The sequence below is a fragment of the Streptomyces sp. DSM 118878 genome, from assembly GCF_052936595.1.
This window is the reverse complement of record NZ_CP193622.1, coordinates 3,547,916-3,561,875: the sequence shown is the minus strand read 5'-3', so window position 1 is coordinate 3,561,875 and position 13,960 is coordinate 3,547,916. Positions and strand designations below refer to the sequence as shown.

The window sequence follows — 13,960 nt, the reverse complement described above, 5'->3', positions numbered from 1 at the left end:
CTGTAGGGGTACACAACGGCATTCCTCACCGGTGACCCCAAGGCGGTGACAGACGCATGGCGTTGGGCATGGCCCCGGCTCCGTACGAGCTGCGATTCGACTCAGGGCGTAGCTGCCTCGATCTGGTGGCGACGGACCACCCCGTGGAACGGCTCGACTCGGTGACGGCGCTGCGCGCCTGGCTCGCGGGCGCGGGCCTCGTACCGCCGGATACGCGGCCGGCCGCGGTGGGTCCCCCATGGCTCGACCGCTTCCGGGAGTTGCGCGCGCGGATCGCGGAGCTGGTCGGCGGGGAGATCGACCGGCTGCCGGCGCCCGGCGCGCTGGAGCGCGTCAACGCGCTGGCCGCCGCAGCGCCCCCGGTCCCGTACGCCGTACGCGCCGCCGACGGCACCCTGGTGCGCGCCCTGCGCGAGGAACCGGGCTGCGCCGCGCTCGTCGCCGCCGTGGCCAGGGACGCCGTCGACCTGCTCACCGACCCCGCGGTCCGCGTCCTGCTCCGCCGCTGCGAGGGCGACAACTGCCCGCTCGTGTACCTGGACACCTCCCGGGGCCACCGCCGCCGCTGGTGCTCCAGCGAGGTCTGCGGCAACCGCGAACGCGTCGCGAGGCACCGCCGCAGGGCCGCGCTCGCCCGTACGTGAGCGACCCCGGGCCCGCCACGCGCCGCACACGGCGTTGAACACCATCCGCCCCATCTACGTACCTCCGTCGTGAGACCGCCCGAACCGCGGACACCGGAGGCAGCCGTGCGCAAGGATTCCGCCGTGGCCGATGAACGCCCGCCGTCGCCCCGGCACCGCTCGCGCCAGCCACCGGGACCCGACGAGGAGTTGATGCGCGCGCTCTACCGCGAGCACGCGGGAGCGCTCCTCGCCTTCGTGCTCCGCCTCGTGGCGGGCGACCGGCAGCGCGCCGAGGATGTCGTGCAGGAGACGCTCATCCGTGCCTGGAAGAACGCCGGTCAGCTCAACCGGGCCACCGGTTCGGTACGCCCCTGGCTGGTGACGGTCGCACGGCGCATCGTCATCGACGGCCACCGCAGCCGGCAGGCCCGGCCGCAGGAGGTCGATCCGTCGCCGCTGGAGGTCATCCCCGCGGAGGACGAGATCGATAAGGCGCTGTGGCTGATGACACTGTCCGACGCGCTGGAGGACCTGACTCCCGCGCACCGTGAGGTACTTGTCGAGACCTACTTCAAAGGGCGTACGGTCAATGAGGCGGCACAGACCCTGGGCATACCCAGCGGGACGGTCCGCTCGCGGGTCTTCTACGCGCTCCGCTCGATGAAGCTGGCGCTCGAGGAGCGGGGGGTGACGGTATGACCGGGTCCTACGGCCACCACGGCGGGTGGCAGGAGGAGAACATCCACGAGACCGTCGGCGCCTACGCCCTCGGCGTCCTCGACGCGGCCGAGGCGACCCGGTTCGAGACGCACCTCGCCGGATGCGAGTACTGCGCACACCAGTTGGAGGAGTTCTCCGGCATGGCGCCCATGCTGGCGGCGCTCGCCGACTTCCCCGCCGGGCGCGGCGCACCGGAGATCGGCGAGCGGCTCGCCGCGCGCCCCGGGCCGCGCCTGGCCGAGCGCCTGGCCGGCGAGGTCTCCGCCGAGCGGGAGCGCGGGCGCCGCAGGACCCTGCTGCTCGTCGCGGCGGCGGCCGTGCTGATCATCGGCGGGCCGCTCGCGGTCCTCGCGGTGAGAGGTGACGACGGCGGTTCGCGCGACGCCGTGGCCGACCCGCACCCCACCAGCCCCGCCGAGGACGCCTTCTTCCACCACATGACGGAGAAGTCGCGGGGCACGGACGCGTCGACCGAGGTCAGCGCCACGGTCGGCACGGAGGAGAAGGCCTGGGGCACGCACGCCGTCCTGGAGCTGAAGAACGTCAAGGGCCCGCTGAAATGCTCCCTGGTCGCGGTCGGCAAGAACGGCGAGAAGGAGACGGTCACCACCTGGTCGGTGCCGAAGTGGGGCTACGGAATCAAGGACAGCCCGAACAAATGGGCGCGCGGCCCGCTGTACGTGCACGGGGGCGCCGCCATGGACCGCAACGACATCGACCACTTCGAGGTGACCACGCTGGACGGCGAACGCCTGGTCAAGGTCGACGTGTAAGCGCTTCCCGGTGCACAAGCAGGGCCCCTTTCGCGTACGGTGGACGGCTGCTCGGTTCGGTGAGCAGCATGTCTTGAAAGGGGCCCCGGTGGCCGACGTCAACGCAGTAATGCCGTCAGGCACACGCGACCGTGAGATCGGGGTCGAGCAGGACCATCTCGACCAGGTCTACCGGCGCCTTGAGGAGAAGATCCACGAGGCCGAGTTCCTGATGAACGACGCGGCCCAGCGCGGTCAGGTCGGCACGCCGGGCGCGCTCGCCGAGCGCGACGCCCAGGTCTTCAGGGCCGGAGTGCACCTGAACCGGCTCAACAACGAGTTCGAGGACTTCCTCTTCGGCCGCATCGACCTGCTCCGGGGCAAGGACGGCCAGAAGGGCCCCGACGGCGCCTACACGGCGGTCGAGCCGGCGGAGGGCACGATCAGGGAGGACGAGACCGGCAAGCACGCGGACATCGCGGAGACCCTGCACATCGGCCGCATCGGCGTCCTGGACTCCGACTACTCGCCGCTGGTCATCGACTGGCGCGCGCCCGCCGCCGCGCCCTTCTACCGCTCGACCCCGGTCGACCCGGGCCGGGTCGTGCGCCGCCGCGTCATCCGCTCCAAGGGCCGCAGGGTCCTCGGCGTCGAGGACGACCTGATGCGCCCGGAGATCACCGCCCGCCTCGACGGCGAGGAGCTCGCGGTGATCGGCGACGGCGCGCTGATGGCCGCGCTCGGCCAGGCCCGCAGCCACTCGATGCGGGACATCGTGGCGTCGATCCAGGCCGAGCAGGACATGGTCATCCGGGCGCCCGCCGCCTCGGTGACGTACGTGGAGGGCGGCCCGGGCACCGGCAAGACGGCCGTGGCGCTGCACCGCGCGGCCTTCCTGCTCTACCAGGACCGCCGCCGGTACGCGGGCGGCATCCTCATCGTCTCGCCGACCCCGCTCCTGGTCGCCTACACCGAGGGCGTGCTGCCCTCCCTGGGCGAGGAGGGCCAGGTGGCGATCCGCGCGGTCGGCTCGCTGGTCGACGGCGCCGAGGCCACGGTCTACGACTCGCCCGCGGTGGCCCGCGTCAAGGGCTCGTCGCGCATGCTGAAGGTGCTGCGGAAGGCGGCGCGGGGGGCGCTTGAGCAGGGGACGGGGACCGCCGGCGCCGGAGCCCGTGTGCCGTACGGCACCACCGCCTCGAAGGCGACCGGTGAGCAGCTCGCCTTCGGCGAGGAGGAGCACGACGCCGAAGGGGAGGCGAGAACGGACGTCCAAGGCGCCCCCACCCGCCTGCGCGTCGTCGCCTTCGGGCGCCGCCTCGAACTCGAAGCCGACCAGCTCAACCGCATCCGCCACAACGCCCTGGGCGGCACCGCCCCGGTCAACCTGCTGCGCCCCCGCGCCCGCAAGCTGCTCCTGGACGCCCTGTGGTCGCAGTCGGGGGCCGCGGGGCGCCACAGCGATCCCGAGCTCACCGCCGAGCTGCGCTCCTCCTTCGACGACGACGTCACCTCCGAGGACGACTTCATCTCGTTCCTGGACGCCTGGTGGCCGGAGCTGACGCCCCGCGGCGTCCTGGCCGCCATGGGCGACGAGCGGCGCCTCGGCCGCTGGGCCCGCCGGGTCCTGAACTCCGGCGAGGTCCGCAAGGTCGCCCGCTCGCTGCGGCGCGAGGGCCTGTCCGTGCACGACGTCGCGCTGCTCGACGAGCTCCAGGCGATCCTCGGCACGCCGAACCGGCCCAGGAAGAAGCGGGAGCTGGACCCCCTCGACCTGCTCACCGGCCTCGAAGAGCTGATGCCGCAGCGCGAGGAGACCCAGCGTGAGCGCGCCGAACGCCTGGCGGCGGAGCGCACCGAGTACGCCCACGTCATCGTCGACGAGGCGCAGGACCTCACGCCCATGCAGTGGCGCATGGTCGGCCGCCGCGGGCGGCACGCCACCTGGACGGTGGTGGGCGACCCGGCGCAGTCCTCCTGGTCCGACCCGGACGAGGCCGCCGAAGCCCGTGACGAGGCCCTGGGCACCCGCCCGCGCCGGCGCTTCACGCTCACGGTCAACTACCGCAACCCCGCCGAGATCGCCGAGCTCGCCGCCAAGGTCCTGGCCCTGGCGATGCCGGGCGCCATGTCGCCGTCGGCGGTCCGCTCCACCGGCGTGGAGCCCCGCTTCGCCGTCGTACGGGGCGGTGACCTCGCCGCCTCGGTGCGCGAGGAGGCCGCGCGGCTCCTGGACCGGGTCGACGGCACGGTCGGCGTGGTCGTGGCGATGAACCGCCGCGAGCAGGCCGCCCGCTGGCTCGCCGGGCTCGGCGACCGCGTGGTGGCGCTCGGCAGCCTGGAGGCCAAGGGCCTGGAGTACGACGCGACGCTCGTCGTCTCGCCCGCGGAGATCGCCGACGAGTCCCCGGCGGGCCTGCGTGTCCTGTACGTGGCGCTGACGCGCGCGACCCAGCAGCTGACGGTCCTCTCGGGCGAGCGCGACGACCCGGACACGGAGGGCGTGCCGGATCTGCTGCGGGACTGAGGGCCGCCCCACAGGGGCTGGATTCGTCTCCCGGGCACGAGGGGGGCCTGAGGGTCTTCCCTCCGGGGGGTGCGGTGTTACCTTGGATGTGGCACCGGCTCGATCCAAGCCCCCGGGCCCAACCATCGTCGCTACGAGCGACCACTTGCCGCGAGGCGAGCATGGCGGGTCGGTGTCATGAACGTAGAGAGGCCCACGTCACTTGGTGGCGTGGGCCTCTTTCTGTTTCCGGCCACTTCTCGTATGGTGGAAACAAGTTTCCGAAAAAGAAACCCCCACGGAACCCCAGCGGCCGATGAACAAAACGTTCTCAATCCGGGGCGACTACCACGTACTCAGCGGTAGGTGCGACCATCGGACGGCAAGAGCTACAAGGTGAAAGCAGAGGAAGTCGGCCATGGCAACGGCGCCCAGCGTCTCCTACTCGATGACGGTCCGGCTGGAGGTGCCCGCGAGCGGAACAGCGGTCTCCCAGCTCACCACGGCCGTCGAGTCATCCGGGGGCTCGGTCACCGGCCTCGACGTCACGGCCTCCGGCCACGAGATGCTGCGGATCGACGTGACGATCGCGGCGTCCTCCACCACGCACGCCGACGAGATCGTCGAGCAGCTCAGGACCATCGAGGGCGTCACCCTCGGCAAGGTCTCCGACCGTACGTTCCTGATGCACCTCGGCGGCAAGATCGAGATGGCGTCCAAGCACCCCATCCGGAACCGTGACGACCTCTCGATGATCTACACCCCGGGCGTCGCCCGGGTCTGCATGGCCATCGCGGAGAACCCCGAGGACGCCCGCCGCCTCACCATCAAGCGGAACTCCGTCGCGGTCGTCACGGACGGCTCCGCGGTGCTCGGCCTCGGCAATATCGGCCCGAAGGCCGCGCTGCCGGTCATGGAGGGCAAGGCGGCCCTCTTCAAGCGCTTCGCGGGCATCGACGCCTGGCCGCTCTGCCTGGACACCCAGGACACCGACGCCATCGTCGAGATCGTCAAGGCCATCGCCCCCGGCTTCGCGGGCATCAACCTGGAGGACATCTCCGCGCCCCGCTGCTTCGAGATCGAGGCCAGGCTGCGCGAGGCCCTCGACATCCCCGTCTTCCACGACGACCAGCACGGCACGGCCATCGTGGTCCTCGCGGCCCTCACCAACGCCCTGCGCGTGGTCAACAAGAACGTCGGCGACGTGCGCGTGGTCATGTCCGGCGCGGGCGCGGCGGGCACGGCCATCCTGAAGCTGCTCCTCGCCGCGGGCGTCAAGAACGCCGTCGTGGCCGACATCCACGGCGTCGTGCACGCCGGCCGCGAGGACCTGGTCGGCACCGAGGTCGACTCGCCGCTGCGCTGGATCGCCGACAACACCAACCCCGAGGGGCTCACCGGCACCCTCAAGGAGGCCGTCGTCGGCGCCGACGTCTTCATCGGCGTGTCGGCCCCGAACGTCCTGAACGGCGACGACGTCGCCGCCATGGCCGACGATGCCATCGTGTTCGCGCTCGCGAATCCCGACCCCGAGGTCGACCCGGCGATCGCGCGCCAGACGGCGGCGGTTGTGGCCACGGGACGCTCGGACTTCCCGAACCAGATCAACAACGTCCTGGTCTTCCCGGGCGTCTTCCGCGGCCTGCTCGACGCCCAGTCGCGTACGGTCAACACGGAGATGATGCTGGCCGCCGCGGGCGCCCTCGCCGACGTCGTCGCCGAGGACGAGCTGAACCGGAACTACATCATCCCCAGCGTCTTCAACGACAAGGTCGCGGGCGCGGTGGCCGGAGCGGTGCGCACCGCCGCCAAGGCCGCGGGCGCGTCTGTGACGGGGCCCACGGTCTAGTCCAACGGCGCGTCGCGGGACCCTGCCCCTGCGGGGCCCCTCTAGGGTGGCTTGGCAGCAGGCCTCCCACGCCCCACTTCCGGGGACGGCGGACGCTTTCCGTGTGACCCCTGAGGGCGCCGGATTGGCTTTACCGCCGCAGGTGGGGGCAGGATGCGTAATCGGGCGCGAGGGTCTGACGTCAGACCCGGGTCCGGGGACTGTCCGAGGACCCTGGCAGCATCGTCTTCGCTGTGCCCATCATGCGGCCCTGCCGCGTGGCACGCCTCAACGGCAAAAGAACACGGGAGTACAAACATGAACCGCAGTGAGCTGGTGGCCGCGCTGGCCGACCGCGCAGAGGTGACCCGCAAGGACGCCGACGCCGTGCTGGCCGCGTTCGCCGAGACCGTCGGCGAGATCGTTGCCAAGGGCGACGAGAAGGTCACCATCCCCGGCTTCCTGACCTTCGAGCGCACCCACCGTGCCGCTCGCACCGCCCGGAACCCGCAGACCGGCGAGCCGATCAACATCCCGGCCGGCTACAGCGTCAAGGTTTCGGCTGGTTCCAAGCTGAAGGAAGCCGCTAAGGGCAAGTAGCCTTCAGTAGCTGAAAAAAGGGGCGGCCACCCGGTAACGGGTGGCCGCCCCTTTGGCGTGCCGTCCAAGGCTGGACGCCGCTACAGCGCCGCCTTGCCCGGGAGCTCGACCTTCGCGCCCAGCTCCACCAGCTTGTCCATGAAGTTCTCGTAGCCCCGGTTGATCAGGTCGATGCCGTGGACGCGGGACGTGCCCTGCGCCGCGAGGGCCGCGATGAGGTACGAGAAGCCGCCGCGCAGGTCGGGAATGACCAGATCGGCGCCCTGGAGCTTTGTGGGGCCGCTGACGACCGCCGAGTGCAGGAAGTTGCGCTGGCCGAAGCGGCAGTGGGAGCCGCCGAGGCACTCGCGGTAGAGCTGGATGTGCGCGCCCATCTGGTTGAGCGCGGAGGTGAAGCCGAGCCGCGACTCGTAGACCGTCTCGTGGACGATCGAGAGCCCCGCGGCCTGCGTCAGGGCGACGACGAGCGGCTGCTGCCAGTCCGTCTGGAAGCCCGGGTGGACGTCCGTCTCCAGGGCGATCGCGTTGAGCGAGCCGCCCGGATGCCAGAAGCGGATGCCCGCGTCGTCGATCTCGAAGGCACCGCCCACCTTCCGGTAGGTGTTCAGGAACGTCATCATCGAGCGCTGCTGGGCGCCGCGGACGTAGATGTTGCCTTCGGTCGCCAGGGCCGCGGAAGCCCAGGAGGCGGCCTCCAGGCGGTCCGAGAGGGCGTGGTGGTTGTAGCCGCCGAGGCTGTCGACACCGGTGATCCGGATGGTCCGGTCGGTGTCCATGGCGATGATCGCGCCCATTTTCTGAAGGACGCAGATGAGGTCCTCGATCTCGGGCTCGACCGCGGCGTTCGAGAGCTCGGTCACGCCCTCCGCGAGCACGGCGGTGAGCAGGACCTGCTCGGTGGCGCCCACGGACGGGTACGGCAGCTTGATCTTCGTGCCGCGCAGCCGCTGCGGGGCCTCCAGGTACTGGCCGCCCTCACGCTTCTCGATGGTCGCGCCGAACTGGCGGAGCACCTCGAAGTGGAAGTCGATCGGCCGGCCGCCGATGTCGCAGCCGCCGAGGCCGGGGATGAAGGCGTGCCCGAGGCGGTGCAGGAGCGGGCCGCAGAAGAGGATCGGAATCCGCGACGAGCCCGCGTGGGCGTCGATGTCGGCGACATTCGCGCTTTCCACGTGCGACGGGTCCATGATGAGCTCGCCCGGCTCCTCGCCTGGGCGGACCGTCACGCCGTGCAGCTGCAGCAGGCCGCGTACGACACGGACGTCGCGGATGTCGGGGACATTGCGCAGCCGGCTCGGCGCGCTGCCGAGCAGCGCGGCGACCATGGCCTTGGGCACGAGGTTCTTCGCGCCGCGGACACGGATCTCGCCCTCAAGCGGGGTTCCGCCGTGGACAAGCAGGACATCGTCGGTGACGGTCATGAATCTCGCGTTCCGATTGGATGGACGGGGGGACCAAAGGGCAAGCGTAATGGCCGCGTACCCCCATTCCGTAAGGGTGAGGGCGGCCAGAACAAGTCAGGAGTCCGTGACAACACGAACCGTACGTATCCGGACGCTCTGGGTCACTGCCCGTCGTGTGCGCTCCGTCCGCCTCCTTGCGCCCTGAGCTGCATTCACTCACGTACGCCCATAGCCTCCCCGTCCGGGGGGAAGATGCGGGATCATGTCGTTCATGACCGAGGTGTCCTCCCTCACAGGGCGGCTGCTCGTGGCCACACCGGCCCTGGCGGACCCGAACTTCGACCGCGCGGTGGTGCTGCTTCTCGACCACGACGAGGAGGGCTCGCTCGGCGTGGTCCTGAACCGCCCGACACCGGTCGACGTCTCCGACATCCTGGAGGGCTGGGGAGACCTGGCGGGAGCCCCGGGCGTCGTCTTCCAGGGCGGCCCCGTCTCGCTGGACTCGGCGCTGGGCATCGCCGTGGTCCCCGGCGACGAGGCGTCCGCCGCGGGCTCCCGGCTCCGTGGGGGCGGCGGTGATCCCGTGGGCTTCCGCCGAGTGCACGGCGCGATCGGCCTGGTCGACCTGGAGGCCCCGCCCGAGCTGCTCTCCCCGGCCCTGGGCAGCCTGCGGATCTTCGCCGGGTACTCGGGGTGGGGCCCCGGCCAGTTGGAGATCGAACTGGCGGACGGCGCCTGGTACGTGGTCGAGTCCGAGCCCGGCGACGTCTCGTCCCCGGACCCGGAGCGGCTGTGGCGCGCGGTCCTCAGACGCCAGCGCAGCGAACTGGCGATGGTGGCGACCTATCCGGACGACGCCTCGCTGAACTGAGCGAGATAGCGCTCGGCCAGGGGGTGCGCGTCCCGTGCCGGGACCGCCAGGTGCACGGCGACGGGCGGGGCGTTCTTCAGGCGTACGTAGCGCAGCGCGGGGTGGGAGTGCCTGCGGGCCACCGGCTCGGGGGCCACGCCGACTCCGTGGCCCGCGGCGACCGCTTCCAGCCACTCGTCGAAGTTGTCGGCGGTGCAGGCGAGGCGCGGGCGGCGGTGCTCGGGCCACAGGTCGGGCCGGGTCGTGCCGGTGACCGTGTTCACGACCAGGGGCAGCTCCGCGAGCTCCGTCCAGTCCACCACGCGGCGGCCCGCGAGCTCGGCCGCGCCGCGGGCGACGACCGCGACGCGGGGTTCGTGCAGCAGTACGCGCGTGCGCACCGGGGCGCCGGGCGCGATGTCGCCCCGTACGACCGCGACGTCGCACGCACCCGACGCCAGGCCCGCGAGCGGCGCGTCGCGCCGGACCAGGCGGACGCCCGCGCCGGTGGCCGCCTCGAACGCGGCGTTGAGGCCGGCGCAGGCCTCGGGCAGCAGCGAGGTGAAGCCGAGCCGCAGGAGCGGCGGCTCGGCGCCCGCGGCGGTGCGCAGGGTGGCGTCCAGGCGGCCGAGCAGGGGACCGAGGCCGTCGCGCAGCCGCTGTCCCGCCCCGGTGAGCGCGACGCGCCGCGTGGTCCGGTCGAGCAGCCGCGTCCCGAGGCTCTCCTCCAGGGCCCGCACGGTCCGGGTGAGCGCGGGCTGTCCGACGTGGAGCCGGTCGGCGGCGTGCGTGAAGCTCAGCTCGTCGGCCACGGCGAGAAATCCACGCAGATGCCGCAGCTCAACCCCCTGAAGAACCCCCGCCCCGTCGTGCCCGGCGCCCTCATGCCCGGCCCGCTCGTGCCCGGCCCGCTCGTGCCCCGCCCCCTCGCGCCCCGCGTCCGCGTCCGTCTCCCGCGCGCACTCATCCCGTACGTGATCCATGCCGCCCCAGCATAAATGGGCCCCGTCGGCATTTCCCCCGGGATGTGGAGGCTGCCTACGTTTCCCTTCCGCCGCGGGTAGCGGCCCGGAGGAGAGGGAGTTGATACGCCGTGCGCAAGGTATGGCTGCTGATGCTGGGGGCCTTCACGCTGGGGCTCGACGCCTATGTGATGGCCGGGCTGCTGCCGGTCGTCGCCGGGGACCTGGGGACCACCGTCTCGCTCGCGGGGCAGATGGTCACCGTCTTCACCCTCGCCTACGCGGTGAGCGCGCCCCTGGTCGCGGGAGCGGCCGCCGGGCCGCGCCCCCGCGCCCTCATCATCGGCGCGCTCGGCGTCTTCACCCTGGGCAACGCCCTGACCGCCCTGGCGCCGGGGCTCGCGGTGCTGCTCCTGTCCCGGGCCGTGGCGGGCGCCGGGGCCGGGGTCTACTCCGCGCTCTCCACCGCGGCCGCGGCCGCGCTCGTACCCAAGGAGCGGCGCGGCAGGGCGCTCGCCCTGGTGATGGGCGGCATGAGTTCGGGCACGGTCCTCGGCGTGCCGCTGGGCGTGCTGCTCGCCGAGCACGCCGGGTGGCGCGCCACCATGGGGGCGGTGACCGTGCTCGGGGCGCTCGCCCTCGCGGGGCTCGCGGTGTGGCTGCCCGCCGTGCCCGCCGACCCCCCGGTGCCCGCCCGGACGCGGCTCGCGGCCCTCACCGACCGGGGTGTCGTCCCCGTCGTCGGCGTCTCCTTCCTCGCCGCGGTCGCGAGCCTCGGCCTCTACACCTACCTCGCCCCGGTCCTCGGCTCGGCGGGCGGCGTGGCCGAGAGCGACCTCGCCCCCCACCTCTGGGCCTGGGGGATCGGCGGGGTCCTCGGCAGCGTGGTCGCGGGGCCGCTGGTGGACCGTACGGGCAGGGCGGCCGTGCTGGTGGGCGGGATCATGGCGGCCCTCGCCGTCGCCGTGGGCGTCCTCCCGTCGCTCGGCGCCGCCGCGTACCCCGCGCTGGTCCTGTGGGGCGCCGCAGGCTGGGCGCTCCAGGTCCCGCAGCAGCACCGGCTGCTCGCCCTGCGCGCCGAACGCGGCACGGTCGCCCTCGCGCTCAACAACTCCGCGCTCTACCTGGGCAGCGCGGTCGGCTCAGGCCTGGCGGGAGTCGCCCTCGCCGCGGGGCTCGCGCCGCGCCATCTGCCGTGGGCGGCGGCCGTGGTGGCGGGGGCGGGGCTCGTGCTGCACCTCGTGACGGCGCCTTCGCGGAGGGCTCCGGGAGCCGGTCGCTGCCAGGAGGCCGCGCGCGTGAGTACCCTTGGCAACCATGAGCACTCTTGAGCCCGAGCCCGAGCGCGGGGCAGGTACGGGGACCCTCGTAGAGCCGGCACCCCAGGTGTCGCACGGTGACGGCGACCACGAGCGCTATGCGCACTATGTCCAGAAGGACAAGATCATGGCGAGCGCGCTCGACGGCACCCCCGTCGTCGCGCTCTGCGGCAAGGTGTGGGTCCCCGGCCGCGACCCGAAGAAGTATCCCGTCTGCCCCATGTGCAAGGAGATCTACGAGTCCATGAACGCCGGCGGTGACAAGGACAAGGGCGGCAAGGACGGCAAGAAGTAGTCGTTCGTCGTCCTTCCGGGGGCTTGTTCTCCGCTGTTCCTCCGCTGTACTTCGCTCTGAACGGAAGGGGCGTTGCGCCTGCCGCAACGCCTCTTTTGCGTTGTGCAATCGCGTGACAGCCTTCCGTGGCATGACCTTTGAGCAGCTGATCCCGGCGCCGAACAGCGCCCGCTGGGTGGCTTCCACCCCAGGTTCCCTCCCGCTCGACGACGACACCGTGCTCGGTGCCGGGCCCGGCACCGAGGGCGTCGCGCGGTGGCTGCGCGCCACGGTCGGCGCCGCGACAGGACTGCGCCTCCCCGACGCCCCGAAGGACGGGGAGGCGGAGGGTGGCGCGGGCCGCGGCGGCATCGTGCTGCGGATCGACGGAAGCCTCGCGGCCGAGGCGTACTGCGTCACCGTGGAGGACGGCACGGTCCGCATCGAGGGCGGCGCGGCCGCGGGCGTCTTCTGGGGCGCCCAGACCTTCCGCCAGCTCCTGGGGCCCGACGCCTTCCGGCGCGCACCGCTCGACCCCACGCGCGCGTGGTCGGTCCCGACGGTGGCCATCGAGGACGCCCCGCGGTTCCGCTGGCGCGGCATGATGCTCGACGTCTCCCGGCACTTCATGCCGAAGGACGGCGTCCTGCGCTACCTCGACCTGCTCGCCGCCCACAAGCTCAATGTCTTCCACTTCCACCTCACCGACGACCAGGGCTGGCGCGTCGAGATCAAGCGCCACCCGAAGCTGACCGAGACCGGCTCCTGGCGGGCCCGCTCCAAGTGGGGACACCGCGCCTCCCCCCTCTGGGAGGAGCGCCCGCACGGCGGCTACTACACGCAGGACGACATCCGCGAGATCGTCGCCTACGCCGACGCCCTGCACATCGCCGTCGTCCCCGAGATCGAGATCCCCGGCCACTCGCAGGCGGCCATCAGCGCCTACCCGCACCTGGGCAACACGGACGTCGTCGACACCGGCGCGCTGACCGTCTGGGACACCTGGGGCGTCAACCCCAACGTGCTCGCCCCCACCGAAGAAGTGATCCGCTTCTACGAGGGCGTCTTCGAGGAGGTCCTCGACCTCTTCCCGTCCACCTACATCCACGTCGGCGGCGACGAGTGCCCCAAGGACCAGTGGAAGGCATCGGCCACCGCCCAGGCCCGCATCAAGGAGCTCGGGGTCGACGGCGAGGACGGCCTCCAGAGCTGGTTCATCCGCCACTTCGACCGGTGGCTCACGGCACGCGGGCGGCGGCTCGTCGGCTGGGACGAGATCCTGGAGGGCGGCCTCGCCGAAGGCGCCACCGTCTCCTCCTGGCGCGGCTACCGGGGCGGCATCGCCGCGGCCCGCTCGGGCCACGACGTCATCATGTGCCCCGAGCAGCAGGTGTACTTGGACCACCGGCAGCACGGCGGCCCGGACGAGCCGATGCCCATCGGCTTCGTTCGCACCCTTGAGGACGTCTACCGCTTCGAACCCGTTCCCGCCGAACTCACCGAGGAGGAGGCCGCGCACGTCATCGGTGCCCAGGCCAATGTCTGGACCGAGGTGATGGAGAACCAGGGCCGCGTCGACTACCAGGTGTTCCCGCGCCTCGCCGCCTTCAGCGAGGTCGCCTGGGGCAGGCTGCCCGCGCCCGCCGAGCGCGACTTCGCCGGCTTCGAGCGGCGGATGACGGCCCATTACGCGCGACTTGACGCACTCGGCGTCGACTACCGCCCGCCGAACGGACCGCTGCCGCACCAGCAGCGTCCCGGTGTGCTCGGCCGCCCGATCGAGGGGCCGCCCCCGAACGTGTGAGGTGGTCGCCGCACGCCCGTTCCCGGCGGCTCGCGCACGCGCGCGACCGCCGGGACCCCCGGCAGGGGCCCCGTGGCGGCGGTCGGCGCAAGGCTCCCAAGTGCCACCGGAGAGGGGCGAATACCCCCGACCGTCAACGGAGTACGAAAACGGCATATCCCCCTGGTCTACGGACGAATGCCTCCTAGCGGACCCCCGCGTCGGGCCCCGGTGAAGATGTGCCAGAGTTGCCACGTCCGGGTTGTGAGCACGTACCGTACGGCGGAGCAGGCGTAACGGTGACACGTCGCGAACGGCGAGCACTTCACGTACGTGT

At 72.2% G+C, this 13,960-nt stretch carries 12 protein-coding genes; 10 read left to right on the top strand and 2 right to left on the bottom strand.

From position 1 onward, the window contains the following. The first annotated feature begins 56 nt into the window (after positions 1-56). The 6 genes from ACRAKF_RS15665 to ACRAKF_RS15640 all read left to right on the top strand — a co-directional run bounded on the left by ACRAKF_RS15665 (position 57) and on the right by ACRAKF_RS15640 (position 7,032). The gene (locus ACRAKF_RS15665) at positions 57-644 is read left to right on the top strand and encodes a CGNR zinc finger domain-containing protein (protein WP_447037769.1); all 588 of its coding nucleotides are present in this window, start codon (positions 57-59) and stop codon (positions 642-644) included. A gap of 105 nt (positions 645-749) precedes the next feature. Next, positions 750-1,325, top strand: coding sequence for a sigma-70 family RNA polymerase sigma factor (locus ACRAKF_RS15660; RefSeq protein WP_447037767.1), 576 nt, complete (start codon positions 750-752; stop codon positions 1,323-1,325). Then, complete coding sequence (locus tag ACRAKF_RS15655; protein WP_447037766.1) at positions 1,322-2,119, top strand: anti-sigma factor family protein; 798 nt, start codon at positions 1,322-1,324, stop codon at positions 2,117-2,119. The genes ACRAKF_RS15660 and ACRAKF_RS15655 overlap by 4 nt, the downstream gene beginning before the upstream one ends. A gap of 109 nt (positions 2,120-2,228) precedes the next feature. Beyond that, positions 2,229-4,625 carry a HelD family protein gene (locus ACRAKF_RS15650; RefSeq protein ID WP_447041995.1) on the top strand — a complete coding sequence of 799 codons (2,397 nt, stop codon included), beginning with the start codon at positions 2,229-2,231 and terminating at the stop codon, positions 4,623-4,625. A gap of 397 nt (positions 4,626-5,022) precedes the next feature. Further along, entirely contained in the window at positions 5,023-6,453 is a 1,431-nt protein-coding gene (locus ACRAKF_RS15645; protein ID WP_447037765.1) for a malic enzyme-like NAD(P)-binding protein, read from the top strand. Positions 6,454-6,750: 297 nt separating this feature from the next. Next, a complete protein-coding gene (locus tag ACRAKF_RS15640; protein WP_016645140.1) occupies positions 6,751-7,032 on the top strand; it encodes an HU family DNA-binding protein in 282 nt (93 codons plus the stop codon). A gap of 80 nt (positions 7,033-7,112) precedes the next feature. On the opposite strand, the gene murA is transcribed toward ACRAKF_RS15640, so the two are convergent. Further along, positions 7,113-8,453 carry a UDP-N-acetylglucosamine 1-carboxyvinyltransferase gene (gene murA / locus ACRAKF_RS15635; RefSeq protein ID WP_447037764.1) on the bottom strand — a complete coding sequence of 447 codons (1,341 nt, stop codon included), beginning with the start codon at positions 8,451-8,453 and terminating at the stop codon, positions 7,113-7,115. A 244-nt stretch (positions 8,454-8,697) separates the two neighbouring features. Between murA and ACRAKF_RS15630 the strand changes: the two genes are divergently transcribed. Beyond that, a complete protein-coding gene (locus ACRAKF_RS15630; protein WP_447037763.1) occupies positions 8,698-9,306 on the top strand; it encodes a YqgE/AlgH family protein in 609 nt (202 codons plus the stop codon). On the opposite strand, the gene ACRAKF_RS15625 is transcribed toward ACRAKF_RS15630, so the two are convergent. Then, positions 9,279-10,268: a LysR family transcriptional regulator gene (locus ACRAKF_RS15625; RefSeq protein ID WP_447037762.1), complete on the bottom strand. Its 990-nt coding sequence runs from the start codon at positions 10,266-10,268 to the stop codon at positions 9,279-9,281. The genes ACRAKF_RS15630 and ACRAKF_RS15625 overlap by 28 nt on opposite strands. A gap of 110 nt (positions 10,269-10,378) precedes the next feature. On the opposite strand from ACRAKF_RS15625, the gene ACRAKF_RS15620 reads away from it, so the two are divergent. From ACRAKF_RS15620 to ACRAKF_RS15610, 3 genes are all read left to right on the top strand, one after another. After that, positions 10,379-11,578: an MFS transporter gene (locus ACRAKF_RS15620; RefSeq protein WP_447037761.1), complete on the top strand. Its 1,200-nt coding sequence runs from the start codon at positions 10,379-10,381 to the stop codon at positions 11,576-11,578. Then, complete coding sequence (locus tag ACRAKF_RS15615) at positions 11,565-11,861, top strand: DUF3039 domain-containing protein (protein WP_447037760.1); 297 nt, start codon at positions 11,565-11,567, stop codon at positions 11,859-11,861. Before ACRAKF_RS15620 ends, ACRAKF_RS15615 begins: the two co-directional genes overlap by 14 nt. 130 nt (positions 11,862-11,991) lie before the next feature. Beyond that, a complete protein-coding gene (locus tag ACRAKF_RS15610; protein ID WP_447037759.1) occupies positions 11,992-13,644 on the top strand; it encodes a beta-N-acetylhexosaminidase in 1,653 nt (550 codons plus the stop codon). Positions 13,645-13,960: the final 316 nt, after the last annotated feature.

What these genes read in the sequence shown, in the direction of transcription:
- ACRAKF_RS15665 (WP_447037769.1), top strand. Translation starts at nt 57, where the DNA reads ATGGCGTTGGGCATGGCCCCGGCTCCGTACGAGCTGCGATTCGACTCA.
- ACRAKF_RS15655 (WP_447037766.1), top strand. Translation starts at nt 1,322, where the DNA reads ATGACCGGGTCCTACGGCCACCACGGCGGGTGGCAGGAGGAGAACATC.
- ACRAKF_RS15650 (WP_447041995.1), top strand. Translation starts at nt 2,229, where the DNA reads ATGCCGTCAGGCACACGCGACCGTGAGATCGGGGTCGAGCAGGACCAT.
- ACRAKF_RS15645 (WP_447037765.1), top strand. Translation starts at nt 5,023, where the DNA reads ATGGCAACGGCGCCCAGCGTCTCCTACTCGATGACGGTCCGGCTGGAG.
- ACRAKF_RS15640 (WP_016645140.1), top strand. Translation starts at nt 6,751, where the DNA reads ATGAACCGCAGTGAGCTGGTGGCCGCGCTGGCCGACCGCGCAGAGGTG.
- murA (WP_447037764.1), bottom strand. Translation starts at nt 8,453, where the DNA reads ATGACCGTCACCGACGATGTCCTGCTTGTCCACGGCGGAACCCCGCTT.
- ACRAKF_RS15630 (WP_447037763.1), top strand. Translation starts at nt 8,698, where the DNA reads ATGTCGTTCATGACCGAGGTGTCCTCCCTCACAGGGCGGCTGCTCGTG.
- ACRAKF_RS15625 (WP_447037762.1), bottom strand. Translation starts at nt 10,268, where the DNA reads ATGGATCACGTACGGGATGAGTGCGCGCGGGAGACGGACGCGGACGCG.
- ACRAKF_RS15615 (WP_447037760.1), top strand. Translation starts at nt 11,565, where the DNA reads ATGAGCACTCTTGAGCCCGAGCCCGAGCGCGGGGCAGGTACGGGGACC.
- ACRAKF_RS15610 (WP_447037759.1), top strand. Translation starts at nt 11,992, where the DNA reads ATGACCTTTGAGCAGCTGATCCCGGCGCCGAACAGCGCCCGCTGGGTG.